16 protein-coding genes are annotated in these 21,879 nt (G+C 66.3%); 12 read left to right on the top strand and 4 right to left on the bottom strand.

Annotated elements, in window-relative coordinates:
* Window positions 1-206 precede the first annotated feature (206 nt).
* The 7 genes from NLM15_RS14585 (at window position 207) to NLM15_RS14555 (ending at window position 9,238) form a co-directional block, all read left to right on the top strand.
* On the top strand, window positions 207-1,613 hold the full coding sequence (locus tag NLM15_RS14585; protein ID WP_254117763.1) for a hypothetical protein: 1,407 nt from the start codon (window positions 207-209) through the stop codon (window positions 1,611-1,613).
* A 268-nt stretch (window positions 1,614-1,881) separates the two neighbouring features.
* A complete protein-coding gene (locus NLM15_RS14580) occupies window positions 1,882-2,079 on the top strand; it encodes a hypothetical protein (RefSeq protein ID WP_254117762.1) in 198 nt (65 codons plus the stop codon).
* Window positions 2,080-2,138: 59 nt separating this feature from the next.
* Window positions 2,139-2,789, top strand: a complete 651-nt coding sequence (locus tag NLM15_RS14575) for a hypothetical protein (RefSeq protein WP_254117761.1) — start codon at window positions 2,139-2,141, stop codon at window positions 2,787-2,789.
* A 263-nt stretch (window positions 2,790-3,052) separates the two neighbouring features.
* Window positions 3,053-4,048 carry a nitronate monooxygenase family protein gene (locus NLM15_RS14570; protein ID WP_254117760.1) on the top strand — a complete coding sequence of 332 codons (996 nt, stop codon included), beginning with the start codon at window positions 3,053-3,055 and terminating at the stop codon, window positions 4,046-4,048.
* A 25-nt stretch (window positions 4,049-4,073) separates the two neighbouring features.
* Window positions 4,074-5,045, top strand: a complete 972-nt coding sequence (locus NLM15_RS14565) for a zinc-binding dehydrogenase (RefSeq protein WP_254117759.1) — start codon at window positions 4,074-4,076, stop codon at window positions 5,043-5,045.
* A 244-nt stretch (window positions 5,046-5,289) separates the two neighbouring features.
* Entirely contained in the window at window positions 5,290-6,681 is a 1,392-nt protein-coding gene (locus tag NLM15_RS14560) for a cation-efflux pump (RefSeq protein ID WP_254117758.1), read from the top strand.
* Between the two features lie 226 nt (window positions 6,682-6,907).
* A complete protein-coding gene (locus NLM15_RS14555; protein ID WP_254117757.1) occupies window positions 6,908-9,238 on the top strand; it encodes a PAS domain-containing sensor histidine kinase in 2,331 nt (776 codons plus the stop codon).
* A gap of 224 nt (window positions 9,239-9,462) precedes the next feature.
* On the opposite strand, the gene NLM15_RS14550 is transcribed toward NLM15_RS14555, so the two are convergent.
* Complete coding sequence (locus NLM15_RS14550; protein ID WP_254117756.1) at window positions 9,463-10,356, bottom strand: LysR family transcriptional regulator; 894 nt, start codon at window positions 10,354-10,356, stop codon at window positions 9,463-9,465.
* Window positions 10,357-10,580: 224 nt separating this feature from the next.
* Between NLM15_RS14550 and NLM15_RS14545 the strand changes: the two genes are divergently transcribed.
* Genes NLM15_RS14545 through NLM15_RS14525 form a run of 5 tightly spaced genes read left to right on the top strand, consistent with a single transcriptional unit; the run spans window position 10,581 to window position 16,552 of the window.
* Complete coding sequence (locus NLM15_RS14545) at window positions 10,581-11,057, top strand: formate dehydrogenase subunit gamma (protein WP_014496685.1); 477 nt, start codon at window positions 10,581-10,583, stop codon at window positions 11,055-11,057.
* Entirely contained in the window at window positions 11,054-12,610 is a 1,557-nt protein-coding gene (locus NLM15_RS14540; protein ID WP_254117755.1) for an NADH-quinone oxidoreductase subunit NuoF, read from the top strand. Before NLM15_RS14545 ends, NLM15_RS14540 begins: the two co-directional genes overlap by 4 nt.
* Window positions 12,611-12,620: 10 nt before the next feature.
* Window positions 12,621-15,494, top strand: a complete 2,874-nt coding sequence (fdhF, locus tag NLM15_RS14535; RefSeq protein ID WP_254117754.1) for a formate dehydrogenase subunit alpha — start codon at window positions 12,621-12,623, stop codon at window positions 15,492-15,494.
* A 4-nt stretch (window positions 15,495-15,498) separates the two neighbouring features.
* Window positions 15,499-16,329 (top strand): formate dehydrogenase accessory sulfurtransferase FdhD, encoded by an 831-nt coding sequence (gene fdhD / locus NLM15_RS14530; protein ID WP_254117753.1) that lies wholly within the window; start codon window positions 15,499-15,501, stop codon window positions 16,327-16,329.
* On the top strand, window positions 16,316-16,552 hold the full coding sequence (locus NLM15_RS14525) for a formate dehydrogenase subunit delta (RefSeq protein ID WP_254117752.1): 237 nt from the start codon (window positions 16,316-16,318) through the stop codon (window positions 16,550-16,552). The genes fdhD and NLM15_RS14525 overlap by 14 nt, the downstream gene beginning before the upstream one ends.
* Here NLM15_RS14525 and NLM15_RS14520 read toward each other — a convergent pair.
* The 3 genes from NLM15_RS14520 to NLM15_RS14510 are packed head-to-tail and all read right to left on the bottom strand — an operon-like array spanning window position 16,509 to window position 21,611.
* A complete protein-coding gene (locus NLM15_RS14520; RefSeq protein ID WP_254117751.1) occupies window positions 16,509-19,496 on the bottom strand; it encodes a bifunctional [glutamine synthetase] adenylyltransferase/[glutamine synthetase]-adenylyl-L-tyrosine phosphorylase in 2,988 nt (995 codons plus the stop codon). The genes NLM15_RS14525 and NLM15_RS14520 overlap by 44 nt on opposite strands.
* Window positions 19,493-20,947, bottom strand: coding sequence for an ATP-binding protein (locus tag NLM15_RS14515; RefSeq protein WP_254117750.1), 1,455 nt, complete (start codon window positions 20,945-20,947; stop codon window positions 19,493-19,495). Before NLM15_RS14515 ends, NLM15_RS14520 begins: the two co-directional genes overlap by 4 nt.
* The gene (locus NLM15_RS14510; protein WP_045006564.1) at window positions 20,931-21,611 is read right to left on the bottom strand and encodes a response regulator transcription factor; all 681 of its coding nucleotides are present in this window, start codon (window positions 21,609-21,611) and stop codon (window positions 20,931-20,933) included. The genes NLM15_RS14515 and NLM15_RS14510 overlap by 17 nt, the downstream gene beginning before the upstream one ends.
* Between the last annotated feature and the right edge of the window lie 268 nt (window positions 21,612-21,879).

Genomic DNA, 21,879 nt, shown 5'->3' with positions numbered 1-21,879 from the left:
CGGATTGCGCTTCGCTCCATCCGGGCTACAGAACACGTCCACCTCGGGAAAACCCGGCAAGCTACGCCCGCTCCGCTGATCGGCTGACGCAACCAGCGGTGGATCGCGCTACGGAACGCATCACACACACCCGCGCGCCCCTTGATCTCGGTTCCGCCCTCCAATAGCAATCATGGCGAAAATGTGTGCCGGCTGAGGACGTCACGATGTGGCTGTTTTTCCTGGTTGCCTGGTTTGTCCTGCTAGCCGCCATCGCGCTTCTCGCCGAGCAGGCGTTTGGTTACGACGTCACCCACCTGCCCGCCCTGTTTGCGGGCCTGCCCATGCCGCAGCGCATCGCGACCGGCGCGATCGTGACGCTCGGGCTCGCGCTGATCGGCGCCCCCGCCTGGCGGCTCTCGCGCCAGGACCGGCGCCTCAATACGCTGCGCGACCGCCTCAAGAAGACCCGCGAGGACGTCGTCGTCGCTCATGCCCTGCAAAATCACCTCGACGCCACCGTCCAGCACCTGATCGAGAGCGATCCCCGGCAGGCCGTCTCCGCGCTCCATGACAAGCTGGGCGAGACCGAGCAGCGCGCTTTGCTCCAGCAGGGCCGCAACGAATCCACCGACATGCACGACCAGCTCGCCGAGATCCGCCGGCGCCAGCAGGGGGTGCGAGAGATGGTCGGCAAGGTCGCCGACCAGCGCCGCGCAGTCGAACCTGTTTTCACGGAGATCCGCGACCGCCAGAACCAGCTCGAACGCTCGCTGCTCGACCTCGAGACCGACGACCGCAAGAACAACCTCGCCGACCGCCTGAAAGACGTCGCGCGCGACGTATCGGCGCTGCTGTCGCGGGTCAACGCGGTCCAGGACACTTTCGTGACCCTCAACCAGTACAAGGAAGACCTGGCGAAATCCCACGCCGAGTTGGCGCCGCTACGCTCGCAGGACGCCGGCATCAATGCCCTGATGAGCGAGCTCGGCCTCAGCCATGACCGCCTGGCCAAGAGCATCGACGAGCTCGAGACCGGCGGCAAGGTGCCGCTCGGCACCCGCGTCGAGACGCTCTCGAAGAACAAGATCGAGATCGAGCAGCGCCTTGCCCGCATCGACGACAGCTTCAACATCCTGAAAGCGATCCGTCTCGACTTCGAGGAGCTCGGCCAGCGCCAGGCCCAGCTCGAACGCTCGCTCGCCGAGGTCGAGACAGATCCCGACGGCAAGACGCTTGCGGACCGCCAGAACGCGCTGAACGATTTCGTCCTCCAGTCGCGCCAGCGCCTCGGCGCGCTGCAGGAGACGCTGGCAACGCTGAACGCCTTCAAGACGGAGCTGTCGAAATCGCAGGCCGACCTCGTCCCGCTGAGGGCGCCGGTGTTCGGCATCGAGGCCCTGATCGCAGAGGTCGGCGCCACGCGCGATCTCCTGGCCAAAACCGTCGGCGAGATCGAGGGAAGCGGCGACGTCACCCTCGCCTCGCGTGTCGATGCACTCGCCAAGAGCAAGCGCGAGGTCGAGGACCGCCTCGCCCGCATCTTCGACAATTTCAACGCGCTCGATGCCTTGCGCAAGGACATCGGCGGCATCTTCTCGACGATCAGGAACGGCCTGAACCGGATCGGGTGAGAACAAATGATCTCGTAGCCCGAAGCGACATCCGGGACGGATGTCTCCGCGAGCACTCCCGGATATCGCTTCGCTCATCCGGGCTACGGCACCGACGTCCACCCCGCCCCGAAACATCCAGACACATCATATCTGCGTACGCCCGAGATATGCCGCCAACATGTCCCGCGCGCGCCGCAACTTGGACGCATTCCGCCGCCCTTCTGTGAGGCGTGTCTGGGGGGCACGGCTGTGCCGTGTTTGGACCAAACCTTCTAGGGGTATCACTGTGAAGAAGATTGCAATTGCTCTGGGTGCCACGCTTGCTCTGGTGACGGCTGCGAACGCCGCGGATCTGCCGCGCCGCCAGCCAGTGCCCGCCTATCCGGCGGCGCAGGCCCCGATCGGCAAGATGCCGATTGGCAAGAGCCCGATTGGAAAGGCCCCGATCGGCAAGGCGCCCGGCCCGGTCGCTGCGCGCTACTGAGCGCACGGAAATACGCGCAAGACAATTGCGTAAGCGGCCGACAGTCGAGGGGGCACAGCGTGACAAACAAACCTGATCGATCGGGATCCTGCATCCTTGCGGGATTTGCGCTCGCGGCCATGATCGCGTGCATGTCACCCTCGGCCTCGGCCCACGAAGCGAACAAGCGCGTTGCCGATGCCAATGCGCTTGCCACGACCGACACCGCCTCACGACCGGCGCCGCAATCGACGCGGCGCTCCGTCGCGCGCGCGGAGAAAGGTCCCTATTACGTCGACTTCCGCGCGCGGACGGCGGCAAGCTGGGGCCATGCGTTCGTCTGGTACGGCAAGACCAGCGAGCGCGCCGTCGAGGTCGCGGGCCTGACGCCGGCCGGCGACACCTGGGCCTACGTGCTCGGTCACCTCACCTGGGTGCCATCCGAGACCGGCGCGAGCTACGGCGATCTCGATCCGGACTATCTGACCGCGAACTACCGCGTGTATCTCAACGAAGCCGACGCCAAGCGCGTGTTCGCCTACATCAAGAAATTGCAGGCAAGCTCGCCGGTCTGGAACGCCGAAACCACCAACTGCACCGGCTTCATCGGCGACATCGCCGAGTTCATGGGATTGAAGGTCCCCTACCGCTGGCAGCGTCCGGAAAACTTCGTCAACAGCCTCAAGGAAATGAACGGCGGCCGCCAGATGGTGCGGCTGTCGGCGGAGTAGCTCTACCGTCATTGCGAGCGTAGCGAAGCAATCCAGAGTCCCTCCGCGGGGGGAGTCTGGATTGCTTCGCTGCGCTCGCAATGACGATGTGGAAGCACTGGCGCGCCCCAAATTATCCGCCTCGCGGAATCATCATCCTCGCGTCCCGCATGAGGCTCCGCCTCTACCGCACGGCGGCGCAATAGACATTTCCCGACCCGGGCGGCATCCTCCCGCCATCAACCGACAACAGAGCCTGCGGGCCGCCCAGGGGGAAACAGATCATGTTGCAGACACGGTTCACCAAACTCGTCGGCGTCGAGCACCCGATCGTCCAGGGCGGCATGCAATGGGTCGGCCGGGCCGAGCTGGTCGCGGCGGTCGCCAATGCCGGCGCGCTCGGCTTCATCACGGCCCTGACCCAGCCGACGCCGGAGGACCTCAGGAAGGAGATCGCGCGCTGCCGCGACCTCACCGACAAGCCGTTCGGCGTCAACCTCACCATCCTGCCCGCGATCAAGCCGCCGCCCTATGCCGAGTACCGCGCCGCCATCATCGAGAGCGGCATCACGGTGGTCGAGACCGCCGGCAACAAGCCGCAGGAGCATGTCGACGAGTTCAGGAAGCACGGCGTCAAGGTCGTGCACAAATGCACCAGCGTCCGCCACGCCCTCTCGGCCGAGCGGATGGGCGTCGACGCCATCTCGATCGACGGCTTCGAATGCGCCGGCCACCCCGGCGAGGACGACACCCCCGGCCTGATCCTGATCCCGGCCGCCGCCAACAAGATCAAGATCCCGATGATCGCCTCGGGCGGCTTTGCCGACGCCCGCGGCCTCGTGGCGGCGCTGGCGCTCGGCGCCGAGGGCATCAACATGGGCACCCGCTTCATGGCGACCAAGGAGAGCCCGATCCACCAGCTCATCAAGGAGAAGATCGTCGCCAACGACGAGCGCGAGACCGAGCTGATCTTCCGCACCATGCGCAACACCTCTCGCGTCGCCAGGAACGAGATCTCGACCAAGGTCGTCGCGATGGAGAAGGAAGGCGCCAAGTTCGAGGACATCCGCGAGCTCGTCGCCGGCGCCCGCGGCAAGATGGTCTATGCGACCGGCAATTCGGACGAAGGCATCTGGTCGGCCGGCCAGGTGCAGGGGCTGATCCAGGACATCCCGAGCTGTGCCGAGCTCATCTCGCGCATCGTGCGCGAAGCCGAAGCCATCATTCGCAGCCGGCTCGAAGGCATGATCGCTCAACCGAGCGCGCAAGCCGCGGAATAATCACTGCAAGAAGCGAGAGTAATTCATGAAGGCTTATGTCTACGGCCCTGACGGCGCTAGGATTTCCGACGTCGCTCAACCAAAGCCCAAAGGCACGCAGGTGCTGGTCCGCGTCCGCGCCTGCGGCCTCAATCGCGCCGACACCGGCATGCGCAAGGGCCACGCCCACGGCGCCGCCGGCGGCGTCGGCACCGTGCTCGGCATGGAATGGGCCGGTGAAGTCGCCGAGCTCGGTCCGGATGCGAAGGGGGTGAAGGTCGGCGACCGTATCATGGGCTCGGGCGGTGCGGCCTTCGCCGAGTACACACTGGCCGATCACGGCCGGCTGTTCCGCGCGCCCTCGAACATGAACTTCGAGGAAGCCGCCACCCTCCCCGTCGCGCTCGCGACCATGTACAACGCCGTCGTCATGGTCGGCGGCGTGCAGCCTGGCCAAGCCGTGCTGATCCAGGGTGCCAGCTCCGGCGTCGGCCTGATGGCGATGCAGATCGCCAAGCTGAAGGGCGCCAGGCTCGTGATCGGTTCCTCGACCGATGCCTATCGCCGCGGCCGGCTGAAGGAGTACGGCGCCGACCTCGCGGTCGACTCCTCCGATCCCAAATGGGTGGACGAGGTGCTGAAGGCGACCGGCGGCGAAGGCGTCGATCTCATCGTCGACCAGGTCTCCGGCAAGGTCGCGAGCCAGAACCTCGCCGCCACCAGGGTCAAGGGCCGCATCGTCAATGTCGGCCGGCTCGGCGGCACCCATGCCGACTTCAACTTCGACCTGCATGCCGCGCGCCGCATCGACTATGTCGGCGTCACCTTCCGCACCCGCACCATCGAGGAGGTCCGCGAGATTTTTGAAGAGGTTCGCAAGGATATCTGGAGTGCGGTGGAAGCGCGAAAGCTGCAACTGCCGATCGACAAGGTCTATGCGTTCGACGACATCGACAAGGCGTTCGAGCACATGGAGGCGAACAAGCATCTGGGGAAGATCGTCGTGACGGTGCCGTAGGGGCCACCAAGGCGACGGTGTCGTAGGGTGGGCAAAGCGGAAGCGTGCCCACGATCTGTAACCATCACGGAAGAACGTGGGCACGGCGCTTTGCGCCTTTGCCCACCCTACGAGACCTAGCGCGTGGCAGGGAGCTACCCTTCAATTCGGAAGCATTCGCAATAGCTTCGCTCCTGCAACTCACTCGCGACTATAGCTGTGGATCGTCGCTTGATGTTCGCTCTTAGGCTGCTAAATCCCCGCGATGACTTCCCAGCACAACAAAACCTCGGTCGCGGCCATCTCGATCTTCGCCAGCGGCGGCATGGCGGCGGCCAAGTTCGCGGTCGGGATCGCGATCGGCTCGCTCGCGCTGATCTCCGAGGCCCTGCATTCCTCGATCGACCTGGTCGCGACCATCATCACCTGGGCGGTGGTGCGGGTCTCCGACAAGCCGGCGGACGAGGAGCACCATTACGGCCACGGCAAGCTGGAGAGCATCTCCGCGCTCGGTGTCACCGCCCTGCTCTACGTGCTCGCCGGCGGCATCCTGGTCGAATCCTATAGCCGCCTGCGCGAGGGAACCGCGCCGCCGACGATCTCGGCCGTGCCCTTCGTGGTGCTGGTGATCGACATCGTCGTGAACCTGTGGCGCGCCCGCGCCCTGCACCGCGCCGCGCGGGAGACGCGCAGCCAGGCGCTCGCCGCCGATGCGCTGCATTTCGCCTCCGACGTGATGGGCTCGTTCGCCGTGATCGCGGGCCTGATCCTCGCCGCCCTCGGCTACTGGTGGGGCGACGCGGCGGCTGCCGCCGCCGTTGCCGTGATGATCGCCCTGCTCGGCCTGCGCATGGCCGGGTCGACCGTGGAGACGCTGGTCGACCGCGCCCCCGAGGGCGCGCAGCAGAAGGCCACGGCCGCGATCCGCAGCGTCCCCGGCGTGATCGGCGTCGAACGGCTGCGGGTGCGCATGGTGGGAGCGACCACCTTCATCGACGCCATCGCGAAGGTGCCGCGGACCTATCCGATCGACCGCGTCGAGGAGATCAAGCGCAAGGCGCAGGCGGCCGTCGACAGGGCATTCGGCGACGCCGACCTCACCTTCACCGCCGTGCCCGTCGCACGCGACAACGAGACCGTACGCGACCGGATCATGGTGATCGCTCACAATTCGGGTCTCGCCATCCACCACGTCACGGTGCACGATCTGGGCACAGTGCGGGATTTGGGCGCCAAGCTGATCGTCGGCATCGACCTCGAGGTCGACGCCGGGATGCGGCTCGACGCCGCCCACGACATCGCCAACACGCTGGAGCGCAGCATCCAGGAGGAGTTCGGCGCGGACGTCGAGGTCGACGTCCACATCGAGCCGCTGGAACCGGAACTGCCGTTCGGGGTCGACGCGGTGCCGGAACGGGTGCAGGCGATCGCCTCCGCTTTGACGGAATATGCCGCCGGCAGCGAGATCCACGACATCCACAATGTCCGCGTCCGCAACACCGACGCCGGCGAGATCGTCAACTTCCACTGCCGCGCCGAGCCGTCGATGAGCGTCATCAAGGTGCACGAGCATGTCGACGCGATCGAGCGCGCGCTGCGCCGCGCGTTCCCGAGCGTGAAGCGCGTGATCAGTCACGCCGAACCGCCGCGCGCGTGATCCGGAATGTGCGCGGAGTCACACGTTCTCGTTTCGGACTCGCCGCGCACGCAAGTTTGCGGCCGCGCGATGCGCGAACTGCCCGTTGGATAAGAATAAATTCGCGTTAACGATTCGTTGACTCTCGACAGCCTGCGAAAACTGGATTCAAATCGGACATGATTCGGAAGCGATGTGGGGCTGCTTCCGAGCTTCAGTTGCAAGCAGGTTTCAGGGGGCCGAAGGCATGGCGCGCGCAGACGCCGCGAACGCGTGTGTCCAATCCGATTCGATCAAGGGATTGGCGCAATCGATCGCGAAACCTGCCTATCATCGGCTCCTGATCGCGGAGCCGGCGCTGCGCCGCGCGGTGCCGACGCTCATCATCGCATTCCTGATCACGATCTGCCTCGGCGCGTTCGTGCAGGTCGTCGATCAGACGCGCCAGAAGCGGCAGGTCGTCCGCCACGACATCTCGGCGCTGGCCGACCTGCTCGCCGAGCGTATCGATCGCCTCACCTCCACGCGGCAGGAGCGGCTGAAGAACATCGAGAACCTGCCGTCCCTGCTGCCCGATCTGATTCCGTCCTGGGGCACGGCCGCCGGCCGCCACGTCGTCGTCACCTCGGCCGGCATCGACCGCCGCATCCTCGCCCGCATTCCCATCGACCGCGACCCGGCCGGCAACGACCGCCTGCTCGATGCGATCACCACGGCGCAATTGCTCGCGGCGCCGCCGCGCGACAACAACGTCTCCGACATGGCGCTGCCGAGCGGCAACGTCGCGATGGCGACCTCGCGGCAGATCAAGTCGCTGCCGGGCCTCGTCACCGTGATCCAGGAGCGCAACGAGCCGATCTGGGGCTCGGACGCCGCGCTCTCGGTGACGCTGTCGGCGACCACCGGCTTCGTCGTCCTGATCCTCGGCTTCGCCTTCCACTGGCAGTCGACCCGCGCCCGCGAGGGCGACCTGATCAACGACGCCGTGCGCGGTCGCATCGACACCGCGCTCAACCGCGGCCGCTGCGGCCTGTGGGACTGGGATCTGTCGCGCGGCCGGATCTTCTGGTCGCAGTCGATGTTCTCGATGCTCGGCCTCGACGGCCGCAACGAGCTCCTCACCTTCGGCGAGGTCAACGCGCTGGTGAAAACCGACGACATCGACCTGTTCGAGATCGCCGACCAGCTCATCTCCGAGAAGATCGACCACATCGACCAGACCTTCCGCATGCAGCATGTCGACGGGCACTGGATCTGGCTCCGCGTCCGCTGCGAAAAGACGCGCGGGGCAACCGATTCCAGCGTGCACCTGATCGGGATCGCCGTCGACATCACCGAGCAGAAGAGCCTCGCCGAACGTACCGTCGAAGCCGACCTTCGCCTGCGCGACGCCATCGAGACCATTCCGGAGGCCTTCGTGCTGTGGGACGCGAGCGACCGCCTCGTGCTCTGCAACTCGCACTTCCAGCGCCTGCACAAGCTGCCCGACAGCGCCGTCATCCCCGGCACCTCCTACGAGACCGTGCTCGAGGTCGGCCGCATGCCGGAGGTCCGCACCCGCCACAACGAGACCGCGAGCCAGGGTCCGGGCGCGCGCACCTTCGAGGCGCAGCTCGACGACGGCAGCTGGCTGCACATCAGCGAGCGCCGCACCAAGGACGGCGGCTACGTCTCGGTCGGCACTGACATCACCCGCATCAAGGAGCACGAGCAGAAGCTGGTCGACAACGACCTACGCCTGCGCGCCACCGTCATCGACCTGAAGCGCTCCCAAGCCGCCCTCGAGCGCCAGACCAACGAGCTGGCCGATCTCGCCGAGAAGTACCAGCGCGAGAAGACCCGCGCCGAGGAAGCCAACCAGACCAAGTCGAAATTCCTCGCCAATATGAGCCACGAGCTGCGCACGCCGCTCAACGCCATCATCGGCTTCTCCGAGATCATGGGCTCGGGCATGTTCGGCGAGCTCGGCTCGGAGAAGTACCAGGAATACTGCCAGGATATCCTGACCAGCGGCCATTACCTGCTCGAAGTCATCAACGACATCCTCGACATGTCCAAGATCGAGGCCGGCCGCATGAAGCTCGACATGGAAGAGCTCGACCTCGGTCAGACGCTCGCGGAGTCGCTGCGTGTCGTCTCCGGCCGCGCGCACGACAAGCACCTGACGCTCGATGCCGAGATCGAGAAATCCATCTCGGTCGTTGCCGACCGCCGCGCGGCCAAGCAGATCATCGTCAACCTGCTCTCCAATGCCGTGAAGTTCACGCCCGACGGCGGACGCATCGTGGTGCGCAGCCGTCAGCTCGACGACCGGATCGTGCTGATGATCGCCGACACCGGCATCGGGATAGCGTCGCATTCGCTGGCGCGGCTCGGCCGCCCCTTCGAGCAGGTCGAGAGCCAGCTCACCAAGACCTATCACGGCTCCGGACTCGGACTTGCGATCGCGCGCTCGCTGGCCCAGCTCCACGGCGGCTCGATGCGGCTGCGCTCGAAGATCGACGTGGGCACCGTCGTCCGCGTGACCCTGCCGCGCGATGCGATCAAGGCGGCGGCCGCGATGTCGGCCGCAGCCTAGAGCATGGCAAGAAGCTCGCCTGCGGCCATCCTTCGAGACGCCCGCCTCCGGCGGGCCCTCAGGATGAGGGCCAGAGAACGCAGCAGCAGTTTCAACGAACACCGATACAACGGAGCCTATCCTGAGGAGAGCGCCACCGGGTCCGCGCAAAGCGCGGCCCGATGACAGGCTCCGCGATCGTCTCGAAGGACGAGGCGCTTGCTCGGGCTCTCCCGCCTTGGCCCCTACAGCTGCAGCGACGGCGCCACTTCGCGGGCGACATGGACCAGCGCCGCGATCAGCGGCGTCATCGGATCGCGCTGCGGGATCACCATGCCGATGCTGTAATTGACGTCGGGATCGGTGATCGGGATCGAGCGCACCGTGTCGGACAGGCCGAGCGTCTCGGCAAGCTTGGCCGGCATCACGCTCGCCCAGCGCCCCGTCTTCACGTGCGTAAACAGCACGAGCAGCGAGTTCGAGGTCAGGGTCGGCGTTGCCTCCGCGCCGACCGAGCGGAGCGCGCGGTCGATGATGCGGCGGTTCTGCATGTCGGGCGTCAGCAGGCAGAGCGGCACCTGGCCGACCTCCTTCCACGTCACCGTCTCGCGATCGCCGAACATTCCATCCGGCGCGGTCAGCAGGCGATAGCTCTCGTTGTAGAGCGGAATGGTGCGCACCTTGCCGATCGGCTCGTTCTCGATATAGGTCAGCCCCGCATCGACCTCGAGATTTTCGAGCAGCCCCAGCACCTCGGATGAGGTGGTCGACTGGATGCGGAAGCGTACCTCGGGATGCTTGGCGCGGAACGGCGTCGTCAGCTGGGCGACCATGCCGAGCACGGTCGGGATCGCCGCGATGCGGATTTCGCCGGAGAGCTGGTGCTTCAGCCCGTTGATCTCGTCGCGCATGGCGCGGGCATCGCCCACGATCCGCCGCGCCCAATCCAGCGCCCGCTCGCCCTCGGGGGTAAAACCCTGGAAGCGGGAGCCGCGCTGGACCAGCATCACGCCGAGGATCTCCTCGAGCTGCTTGAGCCCGGTCGACATCGTCGGTTGCGTCACGCCGCAGACCTCTGCCGCGCGTCCAAAATGCCGTTCCTTCGCCAGCGCCAGCAGCAGTTCAAGCTTGTCGATCAACCGGCCGTCCCCTCGAATTCCTTCGTGGCATGCAAGCTAGCACGACGAGTCCCTACCAACACGGAAAAACCGGCAAGTGGAACGCGGTTAATGGCATTTCCTTATCGATCGATTGCATTTCCCGATCGATCAGAATTCGCAATCGCAGCATGAGACAGCTTTATTGATCTTCGAACGATTCCAAATAGTTTGCGCTGTAGGGACGCTCAATCTGAGAACGAAGAATGACAGCGGTTTACGAGCCTTGGGACGAGACGCGCGGCGCCGAGATCATCGCCGAACATGCCAAGCAGGAAGGCGCGACGCTCGTCATCCTCCACGCCCTTCAGGAGGCGTTCGGCTACGTGCCGGAGGCAGCGATTCCGATGGTGGCGCAAGCGCTCAACCTGTCGCGCGCCGAAGTCCATGGCGTCTTCACATTCTATCATGATTTCAGGCACAAGCCGGCCGGCCGCCATGTGCTGAAGCTGTGCCGCGCGGAGGCCTGTCAGGCTGCGGGCGGCGACGCGCTGGCTGCGCGCGCGGAAGCAAAACTCGGCGTGCCGCTCGGCAAAACGACGGCCGATGATCGCGTCACGCTGGAGCCGATCTACTGCCTCGGGCTGTGCGCGACCGCACCGTCCGCAATGCTCGACGGCCGCCTCATTGGCCGGCTCGACGAGAAGCGCCTCGATGCGCTGGTCGCGGAGGCACAGCGATGAGCATGCGTCTATTCGTCTCACGCGATGCGGGTGCCGTCGCCGTTGGCGCCGACGAGGTTGCGCTGGCGCTGGAGCAGGCAGCAAGCAAGCGCGGCGTTGCGGTCGAGATCGTCAGGACCGGCTCGCGCGGCATGTACTGGCTGGAGCCGCTGGTCGAGGTTGCGACGCCGCAGGGCCGGATCGCCTTCGGCCCGGTCACCGAGGCCGGTGTCCCCTCCCTGCTCGACGCGCTCGCCAGCAATACGCCGCATCTGCTGCGGCTGGGCGCGACCGACGAGATTCCCTGGCTGAAGCGCCAGACCCGCCTCACCTTCGCCCGCTGCGGCGTGATCGACCCGCGCTCGCTCGACGATTACCGCGCCCATGGCGGCTACAAGGGACTCGAGCGCGCGCTGTCGCTCGGCTCGGATGCAATCCTGAACGAAGTCACCGCCTCGGGCCTGCGCGGCCGCGGCGGCGCGGGCTTCCCGACCGGCATCAAGTGGAAGACCGTCGCGCAGGCCAAGGCCGACCGCAAGTTCATCGTCTGCAACGCCGACGAAGGCGACAGCGGCACCTTCGCCGACCGCATGATCATGGAAGGCGATCCCTTCCTGGTGATCGAGGGCATGACGACCGCGGGCATCACGGTCGGCGCGACCAAGGGCTACATCTACATCCGCAGCGAATATCCGCATGCGGTCGAAGCGATGAATGCAGCCATCAAGGCGGCAAGGCGCGGCGGCTATCTCGGCGACAAGATCGGCGGCTCGACCTACAGCTTCGATATGGAAGTCCGCGTCGGCGCCGGCGCCTATGTTTGCGGCGAGGAGACCTCGCTGCTGGAAAGCCTCGAAGGCCGCCGCGGCCTGGTGCGCGCGAAGCCGCCGCTGCCCGCGCATCACGGCCTGTTCGGCAAGCCGACCGTCATCAACAACGTGTTGTCGTTCGCCGCCATCCCCTTCATCCTCGCCGAAGGCGCCAAGGCCTATGCCGATTTCGGCATGGGCCGCTCGCGCGGCACGATGCCGATCCAGCTCGCCGGCAACATCCGCCATGGCGGGCTGTTCGAGACCGCGTTCGGCGTCACGCTCGGCGAGCTCGTCGACGACATCGGTGGCGGGACGGCCACGGGCCGTCCGGTTCGCGCGGTGCAGGTGGGCGGCCCGCTCGGCGCTTACTTCCCGCGCGCCCTTTTTGATACTCCGTTCGATTACGAAGCCTTCGCGGCCCGCGACGGCCTGATCGGCCATGGCGGCATCGTCGTGTTCGACGACAGCGTCGACATGCGCAGACAGGCGCGCTTCGCGATGGAATTCTGCGCCATCGAATCCTGCGGCAAGTGCACGCCGTGCCGGATCGGCTCGACCCGCGGCGTCGAGACCATCGAGAAGATCATTCGCGGCGAGCGCGTGAGCGAAAATCTCGCGCTGGTCGAGGACCTCTGCAACACCATGAAATTCGGCTCGCTCTGTGCGCTCGGCGGCTTCACGCCCTACCCTGTGCTCAGCGCATTGAAGCATTTCCGGGAGGATTTCGTCCCGGCGCCGACCACGCTTCAAGCCGCGGAATAGGAGAACAACGATGTCTCTGATCGAAGAAATCGACTACGGCACACCGCGCTCGAAATCGGAAACGATGGTGACGCTGACCATCGACGGTAATCAGGTCACGGTGCCCGAGGGCACCTCGATCATGCGCGCCGCGATGGACGCCGGCCATCAGATCCCCAAACTCTGCGCGACCGACATGGTCGATGCGTTCGGCTCGTGCCGGCTCTGTGTCGTCGAGATCGAGGGCCGCGCCGGAACGCCGGCCTCCTGCACGACGCCGGTCATGAACGGCCTCGTGGTGCACACCCAGAGCGAACGGCTGAAGAAGCTGCGCAAGGGCGTGATGGAGCTCTACATCTCCGACCATCCGCTCGACTGCCTCACCTGCGGCGCCAACGGCGATTGCGAGTTGCAGGACATGGCGGGCGCGGTGGGCCTGCGCGACGTCCGCTACGGCTATGAAGGCGAGAACCACGTGTTCGCCAAGTCCAATGGCGAGGTCAACGCCGCCTGGATGCCGAAGGACGAATCCAACCCTTATTTCACCTACGATCCCTCCAAGTGCATCGTCTGCTCGCGCTGCGTCCGCGCCTGCGAGGAGGTGCAAGGCACCTTCGCGCTGACGATCTCCGGCCGCGGCTTCGACAGCCGTGTTTCGCCCGGCATGAGCGAGAGCTTCCTCGGCTCCGAATGCGTCTCCTGCGGCGCCTGCGTGCAGGCGTGCCCGACCGCGACGCTGACGGAAAAGTCGGTGATCGAGATCGGCCAGCCCGAGCACTCCGTCGTCACCACCTGCGCCTATTGCGGCGTCGGCTGCGCCTTCAAGGCCGAGATGCGCGGCGAGGAAGTCGTGCGCATGGTGCCGTACAAGGACGGCAAGGCCAATCGCGGCCATTCCTGCGTCAAGGGCCGCTTCGCCTGGGGCTACACAAATCACAAGGAACGCATCCTCAATCCGATGATCCGTGAGCGGATCGAGGATCCCTGGCGCGAAGTGTCCTGGGATGAGGCGTTCTCCTTTGCCGCCGCGAAAATGCGCGGCATCCAGAAGAAGTACGGCCGTGACGCCATCGGCGGCATCACCTCGTCCCGCTGCACCAACGAAGAGACCTATCTGGTGCAGAAGCTGATCCGCGCCGGCTTCGGCAACAACAACGTCGACACCTGCGCCCGCGTCTGCCACTCCCCGACCGGCTATGGCCTGTCGCAGACCTTCGGCACCTCGGCCGGCACGCAGGACTTCGACTCCGTGGAGGACACCGACGTCGCCGTGATCATCGGCGCCAATCCGGCCTCGGCTCACCCCGTGTTCGCCTCGCGCCTGAAGAAGCGGCTGCGCCAGGGCGCCAAGCTGATCGTGATCGATCCGCGCCGGACCGAGATGGTGGAATCGCCGCACGTGAAGGCGCTGCATCTGCCGCTGATGCCCGGCACCAACGTCGCCGTCGTCACCGCGCTGGCGCATGTCATCGTCACCGAGGGCCTCGTCAACGAGGCCTTCGTGCGTGAGCGCTGCGACTGGACCGAGTTCGAGGAATGGGCGACCTTCGTCGCGCAACCGAAGCACAGCCCGGAAGCCACCGCCATCCTGACCGGCGTCGATCCGAAGGACCTGCGCGAAGCGGCCCGCATCTACGCCACCGGCGGCAACGGCGCGATCTATTACGGCCTCGGCGTCACCGAGCACAGCCAGGGTTCGACCACCGTGATCGCGATCGCCAATCTCGCGATGGCGACCGGCAATATCGGCCGCCCCGGCGTTGGCGTGAACCCGCTGCGCGGCCAGAACAACGTGCAGGGCTCCTGCGACATGGGCTCGTTCCCGCACGAACTGCCCGGCTATCGCCACATCTCGGGCGATGCCGTGCGCGACCAGTTCGAAGCGCTGTGGAACGTCAAGCTCAACCCGGAGCCGGGCCTGCGCATTCCCAACATGTTCGATGCCGCGATCGAAGGTTCGTTCATGGGCATCTACGTGCAGGGTGAGGACATCCTGCAATCCGATCCGAATACCAAGCATGTGGTCGCCGCGCTGTCGGCGATGGAGTGCGTCATCGTCCACGACCTCTTCCTGAACGAGACCGCGAACTACGCCCACGTCTTCCTGCCCGGCTCGAGCTTCCTCGAGAAGGACGGCACCTTCACCAACGCCGAGCGCCGTATCCAGCGCGTCCGCAAGGTGATGTCGCCCAAGAACGGCATGGCCGACTGGGAGGTCACCATCGCCCTCGCCAAGGCGATGGGCTTCGAGATGAACTACAGCCACCCGTCCGAGATCATGGACGAGATCGCGGCGCTGACGCCGACCTTCACTGGTGTCTCCTACGCCAAGCTCGACGAGCTCGGCTCGGTGCAGTGGCCCTGCAACGAGAAGGCGCCCGAGGGCACGCCGGTGATGCATATCGGCGGCTTCGTCCGCGGCAAGGGCAAGTTCATCGTCACCGAATATGTCGCGACCGACGAGCGCACCGGCCCGCGCTTCCCGCTGCTGCTCACCACGGGCCGCATCCTCAGCCAGTACAATGTCGGCGCGCAGACGAGGCGCACCGAGAACGTGGTCTGGCATGCCGAAGATCGCCTGGAGATCCATCCGCATGATGCCGAGCAGCGCGGCGTGCGCGACGGCGACTGGGTGCGGCTGACGAGCCGCGCGGGCGAGACCACGCTGCGCGCGGAGATCACCGACCGCGTGTCGCCGGGTGTCGTCTACACCACCTTCCACCATCCGGACACGCAGGCTAACGTCATCACGACCGACTATTCGGACTGGGCGACCAACTGCCCCGAATACAAGGTCACGGCGGTGCAGATCTCGCCGTCGAACGGCCCGTCCGACTGGCAGAAGTCCTATGACGAGCAGGCGCGGCATTCCCGCCGCATCGCGCCGGCCGAGGCCGCGGAGTAACGGCATGCACGTGCCGGTCCAGGCCATCGACCGCGAGATCTGGCGCGACGGCGTCGCGTCCGAAGGGGCGCGGCTGATCCCGGAGGAGACGCCGCTGGCGCTGACCTATAATGGCGGCACCTATGCCGTCATGATGGGAACGCCGCAGAACCTGGAAGATTTCGCGGTCGGCTTCAGCCTGGACGAGGGCATCATCAAGTCGGTCGACGACATCAAGTCGCTCGAAATCGTCCGTCTCGACGACGGCATCGAGCTGCGCATGTGGCTGGCCTCGGAAGATGCCGCGCGCATCAGCGAGCGGCGTCGGCACATCGCCGGCCCGACCGGTTGCGGCATTTGCGGCATCGACTCCATCGCGGAGGCCGTGCGCCCCGCCGCCGTCGTGCCGCAGGGAACCAGCTTCACGCCGCAGCAGATCATGGCCGCGATGCAGGCGATCGCGCCCCTGCAAGCGATCAACATGCAGACCCGCGCGGTCCATGCCGCCGCCTTCTGGTCGCCGGCGAACGGGATCGTCGCCCTGCGCGAGGACGTCGGCCGCCACAACGCGCTCGACAAGCTCGCAGGCTCCCTGGCACGCAGCCGCACCGACGCGAGCGCGGGCATGGTGCTGCTGACGAGCCGGGTCTCGGTCGAGATGGTGCAGAAGACCGCCGCCATCGGTGCGCCCGTGCTGGTCGCGGTCTCCGCCCCCACCGCGCTCGCGGTCCGCACCGCGGAGGCCGCCGGAATCACGCTGATTGCGATTGCCCGCAGCGACGGGTTTGAAGTGTTCACGCACCAGAGCCGCGTGTCGGCTCATCGTGCCCAGGAGATCATCAATGTCGTCGCCTGACCGCCTCGTCTACATGGCCAACCAGATCGGCATGTTCTTCCGCAGCCAGGGCCACGACAAGGCCGTGCCGGGGATTGCCGACCACATCAAGAAGTTCTGGGACCCCCGGATGAAGCGCGCGATCTTCGCCCATCTCGACGCGGGCGGCGCGGGGCTGGAGCCGAACGTGCGCGAGGCCCTCACCTCGCTGAAGCAGACGACGTCCCTTCCAGCAGCGCCGTAAATACGCGCCTCACCTCGCCCTGGGTTTCCTTCACGCGCGCTTCCAGCGACGAGAAGTCGGGCGCATCGCCGGCGCGCGCCATCACGCGCTGAAGGTCGGTGCCCGCGGTGTCAGGCTTGAAGCCGTCGCTGACGCAGAGCCGCAGGATCTGCGTCAAGTCGTGATAGAGCCGCGCCGCAGCGCGAAGAATCTCCGCCTCCGAATGCGGCAGCGCGCCGAGCCTGGCGGCGTTGTCCAGCACTTGAAGGGTGCTGACGTCCAGGATCTCCGGCTTGTCGTGGGCGTGCACGAGCTGGAGATATTGCGCGATGAAGTCGATATCGACCATGCCGCCGGCGGCATATTTGAGATCCCAATGGTCGCTGTCGCCCTTCTCCTGCGCGATCGCGCGCCGCATGTCGGCGACGTCGTTGGCAATGATCGCGCGGTCGCGGCGGCGGGTCAGGACATCGCGGATGATGCGCTCGATCCGCTCGCGGAACTCATCCGAGGCCGACACCACGCGGGCCCGGGTCAGAGCCATGTGCTCCCAGGTCCAGGCCTCGTTGGCCTGGTAGTCCGCGAATGAGACGAGGCTCGAGGCCACCGGACCGGCGCGTCCCGACGGGCGCAGCCGCATGTCGATCTCGTAGAGCACGCCGTAATTGGTGCGCGTCGTGAAGGCGCTGATCAGGCGCTGGGTGAAGCGCGCGAAGTAGTGGGCGCCCTGCAGCGATTTCGGCCCGTCGGAGTCCGGATTGTCGCTGTCGAAATCGTAGAGCAGGATCAGGTCGAGATCGGACGACGCCGTCATCTCGCGGCTGCCGAGCCGGCCCATCGCGATGATCGCGGTCTGCTGGTCCTTGATACGCCCGTGCTGGGCGGCGAAGCGTTCGGCGACGAGATCGTGCACGGTGTGGACGGTGCCTTCGGCGACATCGGCGAAAGCCGTGCTCGCCTGCTGCGCCGAGACAGTTCCGGAGAGAATGCGCGTGCCGATCAGGAACAGGCTCTCCTGCCCGAACAGGCGAAGACGATCGAGAAATTCCTCATAGGAATCGGCGTCGCGCACCGTCGCGGCCAATCGCGCCGACAATTCCTGCTTGTCCGGCATCGCGCCGAAGAATCTCGGATCGATCAGCCCGTCCATGAGCTGCGGCTTGCGCGCCAGCATCTCGCCGAGCCGGGGTGCCGCGCCCAGCACCAGCGCCACGAGCGCGACGAGATCGCGGTTCTGGCCGAGCAGCGTGATCAGCCGGCCGCCGAGCTGGAGCGCCCCAAGGAATTGATCGAACGCCACGACGGCGCGATCCGGCTCCTCGGCACGCGCGAGGCCGTCGATCAGCGCCGGCACGAACTCGACGAAAGCGCTTCGGGTCTGGTCGTTGCGGAACACGCGGTAGTCGCCGGTGATCCAGTCGCGGATGGTCTGCGCGAGTGCGGCCGGCTTCTTGAAGCCGAGCGTCGTCAGATATTGCAGCAGGCGCGGATCGTCGGGGCCTGCACCGTAGTCGAGCGCCGGCAGTTCTGCCGTGCCGGTCGGGTCATCGCCCTCGAACAGTTTTTCGTAGTGTCCCTGCACGATCTGGAGCTGCCGCAACAGGTCACGCGCAAAGGCCTCGCGATCCGGATAGCCGAAGAAGCGCGCAAAGCGCTCGACCGCCTCCTTGTCCTCGGGCAACGCATGGGTCTGCTCGTCGGCGATCATCTGGAGACGGTGCTCGACGCGGCGCAGGAATTCATACGCCGTGGTCAGCTCGTCGCGCGCCGCAGAGGTGATCCAGTTGCTGGAGGCGAGAATATCGAGCGCGGCGAGCGTCGGCCGCACCCGCAACTCGGGATGGCGGCCGCCGGCGATGAGCTGCTGCGTCTGCGCGAAAAATTCGATCTCGCGAATGCCGCCACGCCCGACCTTGACGTTGTGCCCCTCGACCGCGATCTCGCTCTGGCCGCGATAGGTCTGCATCTGCCGCTTCATGTCGTGGACGTCGGCAAGCGCGGCGAAGTCGAGATGCTTGCGCCAGACGAAGGGCGCGATCTCCGCGAGCAGCGCCTCGCCCGCTTTGGCATCGCCGGCGCAGGCGCGTGCCTTGATCATCGCGGCGCGCTCCCAGGTGCGCCCTTCCCGCTCGTAATAGTTCAGCGCAGCGTCGCGCGAGATCGCCACCTGCGTCGAGGACGGATCGGGACGCAGGCGCAGGTCGACGCGGAAGACGTAGCCGTCATAGGTGCGCTGCTGGAGCATGCGCGCCATGCCCTGCGTCACCCGCACGAAGAACGGCTGCGGCTCGATATCGGGCGCGAGCGTCGTAGCCTCGGGATCGAAGAACACGATGAGGTCGATGTCGCTGGAATAGTTCAGCTCGCCCGCCCCCATCTTGCCCATCGCGAGCACGATCAGGCCACAGCCCTGTTCCGGAGCTTCGGGATCGGGCGGCAGGATCTTTCCGCGTGCGGCTTCCTGCCGCAGCTGGTACTGGAGCGCCGCCTGCACCGAGGACACCGCGACATCGGTCAGCGCCGCCGTCACCCGCATCACCGGCCAGACGCCGCCGATATCGCACAGCGCGGTAAGAAGTGCCGCTTCCGCCTTCATCCTGCGAAGCCGCCGCATCACCTCGGCTTCGTCGGTCGCCACGAGGACCGCGTCCCTCGCCTCAGCGATGAGCGTGGCCAGATGCGCGTCCGGATCGCATTCGAGCAGCCGGATCAGGCGCGGCGCATCGGCGCGCACCAGATCGAACAGATAGGGCGAGAACTCCGCGATGCCGGCCAGAATATCCCGCGCGAAGGGATGAACCAGCAGGGTTTCAAGACGGGCCAATTGCGCCGGCTCGAGTTCGGCCAGCCAATCTTCAAAACGTCGTTCTTCAGTTGCGGAAGCGGCAATATGGGGAGCCTCCGCGAAGCGTGCGGCGAGGCTCTCACCAGTCTTGTCCGCGTTTCCCGGCGCGGAGTGGTTCATGCCACCTTCTGTGGCACATCCGGTATTGGCGGAGCAACCCTGTCGCCCGCGCGGGCCGGCAGCACCAGCGTGGCAACGAGCCCCGGATGGGCATCACCCAGCCGCAATTCGCCGCCATGAAGCGTGGCAACCGCGGACGCGAGGCTGAGGCCAAGGCCCGAGCCCGGCAGCGTGCGACTGGCTTCCAGACGCACGAATCGCTCGATGGCATGCTTGCGATCGGCTTCGGGGATGCCGGGTCCGCGATCGGTGACGCTGAGCAGTACGTGATCGCCGTCGCGCTTCGCCTCGATCGTGATCTGCTTCGTGTCCATGCTGACCACGGTTCCGCCCGTCTGCGTGACAGGCTTGCCGTATTTGATCGCGTTCTCGACGAGATTGGCGAGCGCCTGGCTGATCAGCTCGCGATTGGCGTGAACCGGGGTCGGCTCGGCTTTGACCTTGAGCGTCATTCCGTCATCCTCGGCCAGCGGCTCGTAAAGCTCGTGGATGCCGCCCGCGACGTCGGCGGCATCGAAATCGTCCATGTTGCCGCGCGCCTGCCCGGACTCGGCGCGCGCGATCATCAGCAGCGCGTTGAAGGTGCGGATCAGCCCGTCGGATTCCTCGATGGTCCGCTCCAGGGCAGCGCGATAATCGGCCTCGCAGCCCGATCTCGCCAGCGCCTCCTCGGCGCGGTTGCGCAAGCGCGTCAGCGGCGTCTTGAGGTCGTGGGCGATGTTGTCGGAGACCTCCTTCAGCCCCGCCATCAGCGCCTCGATCCGCTCCAGCATGGCGTTGAGGTTTTCGGCGAGGCGGTCGAGCTCGTCGCCACTGCGCCCGACCGGCAGGCGCTCGCTGAGATCGCCGGTCATGATGCGATGCGCCGTGCCGCTCATCGCATCGATGCGCGTGAGCACGCGGCGCGCCACGAAGATGCCGCCGCCGAGACCCAGCACGAAGACGATCAGGATCGACCATTGCGCGGCCTTGGCGACGATGCCGAACAGCCGCCGCCGCTCGTCGAGGTCGCGGCCGATCAGGAGACGGAAACCGTTTTCGAGTTCGGTGACGCGCACCAGCGCGCGATGGTTGCGTTCGTCCGTGTCCTCGATCCGCCTGTAGGCCGTCTCCGACCAGCCGCGCGTCGCCATCACGCCGGGCGCCAGCGAGCCGACATTGCCGGCGATCGCCTGTCCGGTCGGCGTGGTCACGAGATAGAGGTTGGCGCCCGGACGCAGCGCGCGATACTCGATCGTCCGCACGAGGCCGACCAGGCCGCGACGGTCGTAGATCTCGCTGATCTCCGAGGTCTCGGCATTCACCGTCTGCGTGATTTCCTCGGTGATCAGCCGCCGCGTATTCCAGGCGAAATAGCCGAGCAGCGAGGCCGCGAAAATCGCAAACAAAAACAGGTAGACCAGCGTCAGCCGGAACGCCGTGGTGCGGACGAGTTTACCGAATGCCGTCACGGATCATGTACCCGGCGCCGCGGATCGTGTGCAGCAGCGGCCGCTCAAAACCCTTGTCGATCTTGGAGCGCAGCCGCGAAATGTGCACGTCGATCACGTTGGTCTGCGGATCGAAATGATAGTCCCACACGTTCTCCAGCAGCATGGTGCGCGTCACCACCTGGCCGGCATGCTTCATGAGGTATTCGAGCAGGCGGAATTCGCGCGGCTGCAGCGTCAGTTCGTCCTTGCCGCGGGCGACGCGATGGGACAGCCGGTCGAGCTCGAGATCGCCGACGCGGTAGAGCGTGTCCTCGGCAGGTCCCCCGCGGCGGCGCGACAGCACCTCGACCCGGGCCAGCAGCTCGGCGAAGGAATAGGGTTTCGGCAGGTAGTCGTCGCCGCCGGCGCGCAGGCCCTTGATGCGGTCGTCGACCTGTCCGAGCGCGGAGAGAATCAGCACCGGCGTCGATTCGCCCTTGTCGCGCAGCGCGCCGATCAGCGACAGGCCGTCGCGCTTGGGCAGCATGCGGTCGACCACCAGCACGTCGTAATCACCGTTCTCGGCCATGGCGAGGCCTTCCTCGCCGTCGGCGGCGTGGTCGGCGATGTGTCCGACTTCGCGAAACGCCTTCACGAGGTAGTCGGCGGATTCGCGGTCGTCTTCGATGATGAGGAGGCGCATCGTGCGTTCGGCGGCGGTCAAGGGGGTCAACCTTCTCTGAACATGGCGCGAGCGGCAATCGCATGCAAGCCAAGCGAACGGGACTTGGGTAGGCAAAAAGGCGGGCGGTGAAGCTGGGGGGACCTCACCGCCCTAGGCCTTCCGACGGAGGGGGGCGTATTTCCACCGGAAGGTAGACTGGGGAAGCGAGCCTTGCGCTGCTTCCCCGAGGGACGTCGGCGGCGGGGGCGACTGATGCCGGCGACATCCCTCATCTCGTAGGCCTCCT

This window comes from Bradyrhizobium sp. CCGB20, assembly GCF_024199855.1.
In the GTDB taxonomy this organism is placed as follows: Bacteria; Pseudomonadota; Alphaproteobacteria; order Rhizobiales; family Xanthobacteraceae; genus Bradyrhizobium.
This window is presented reverse-complemented; position numbering and strand designations above follow the sequence as displayed.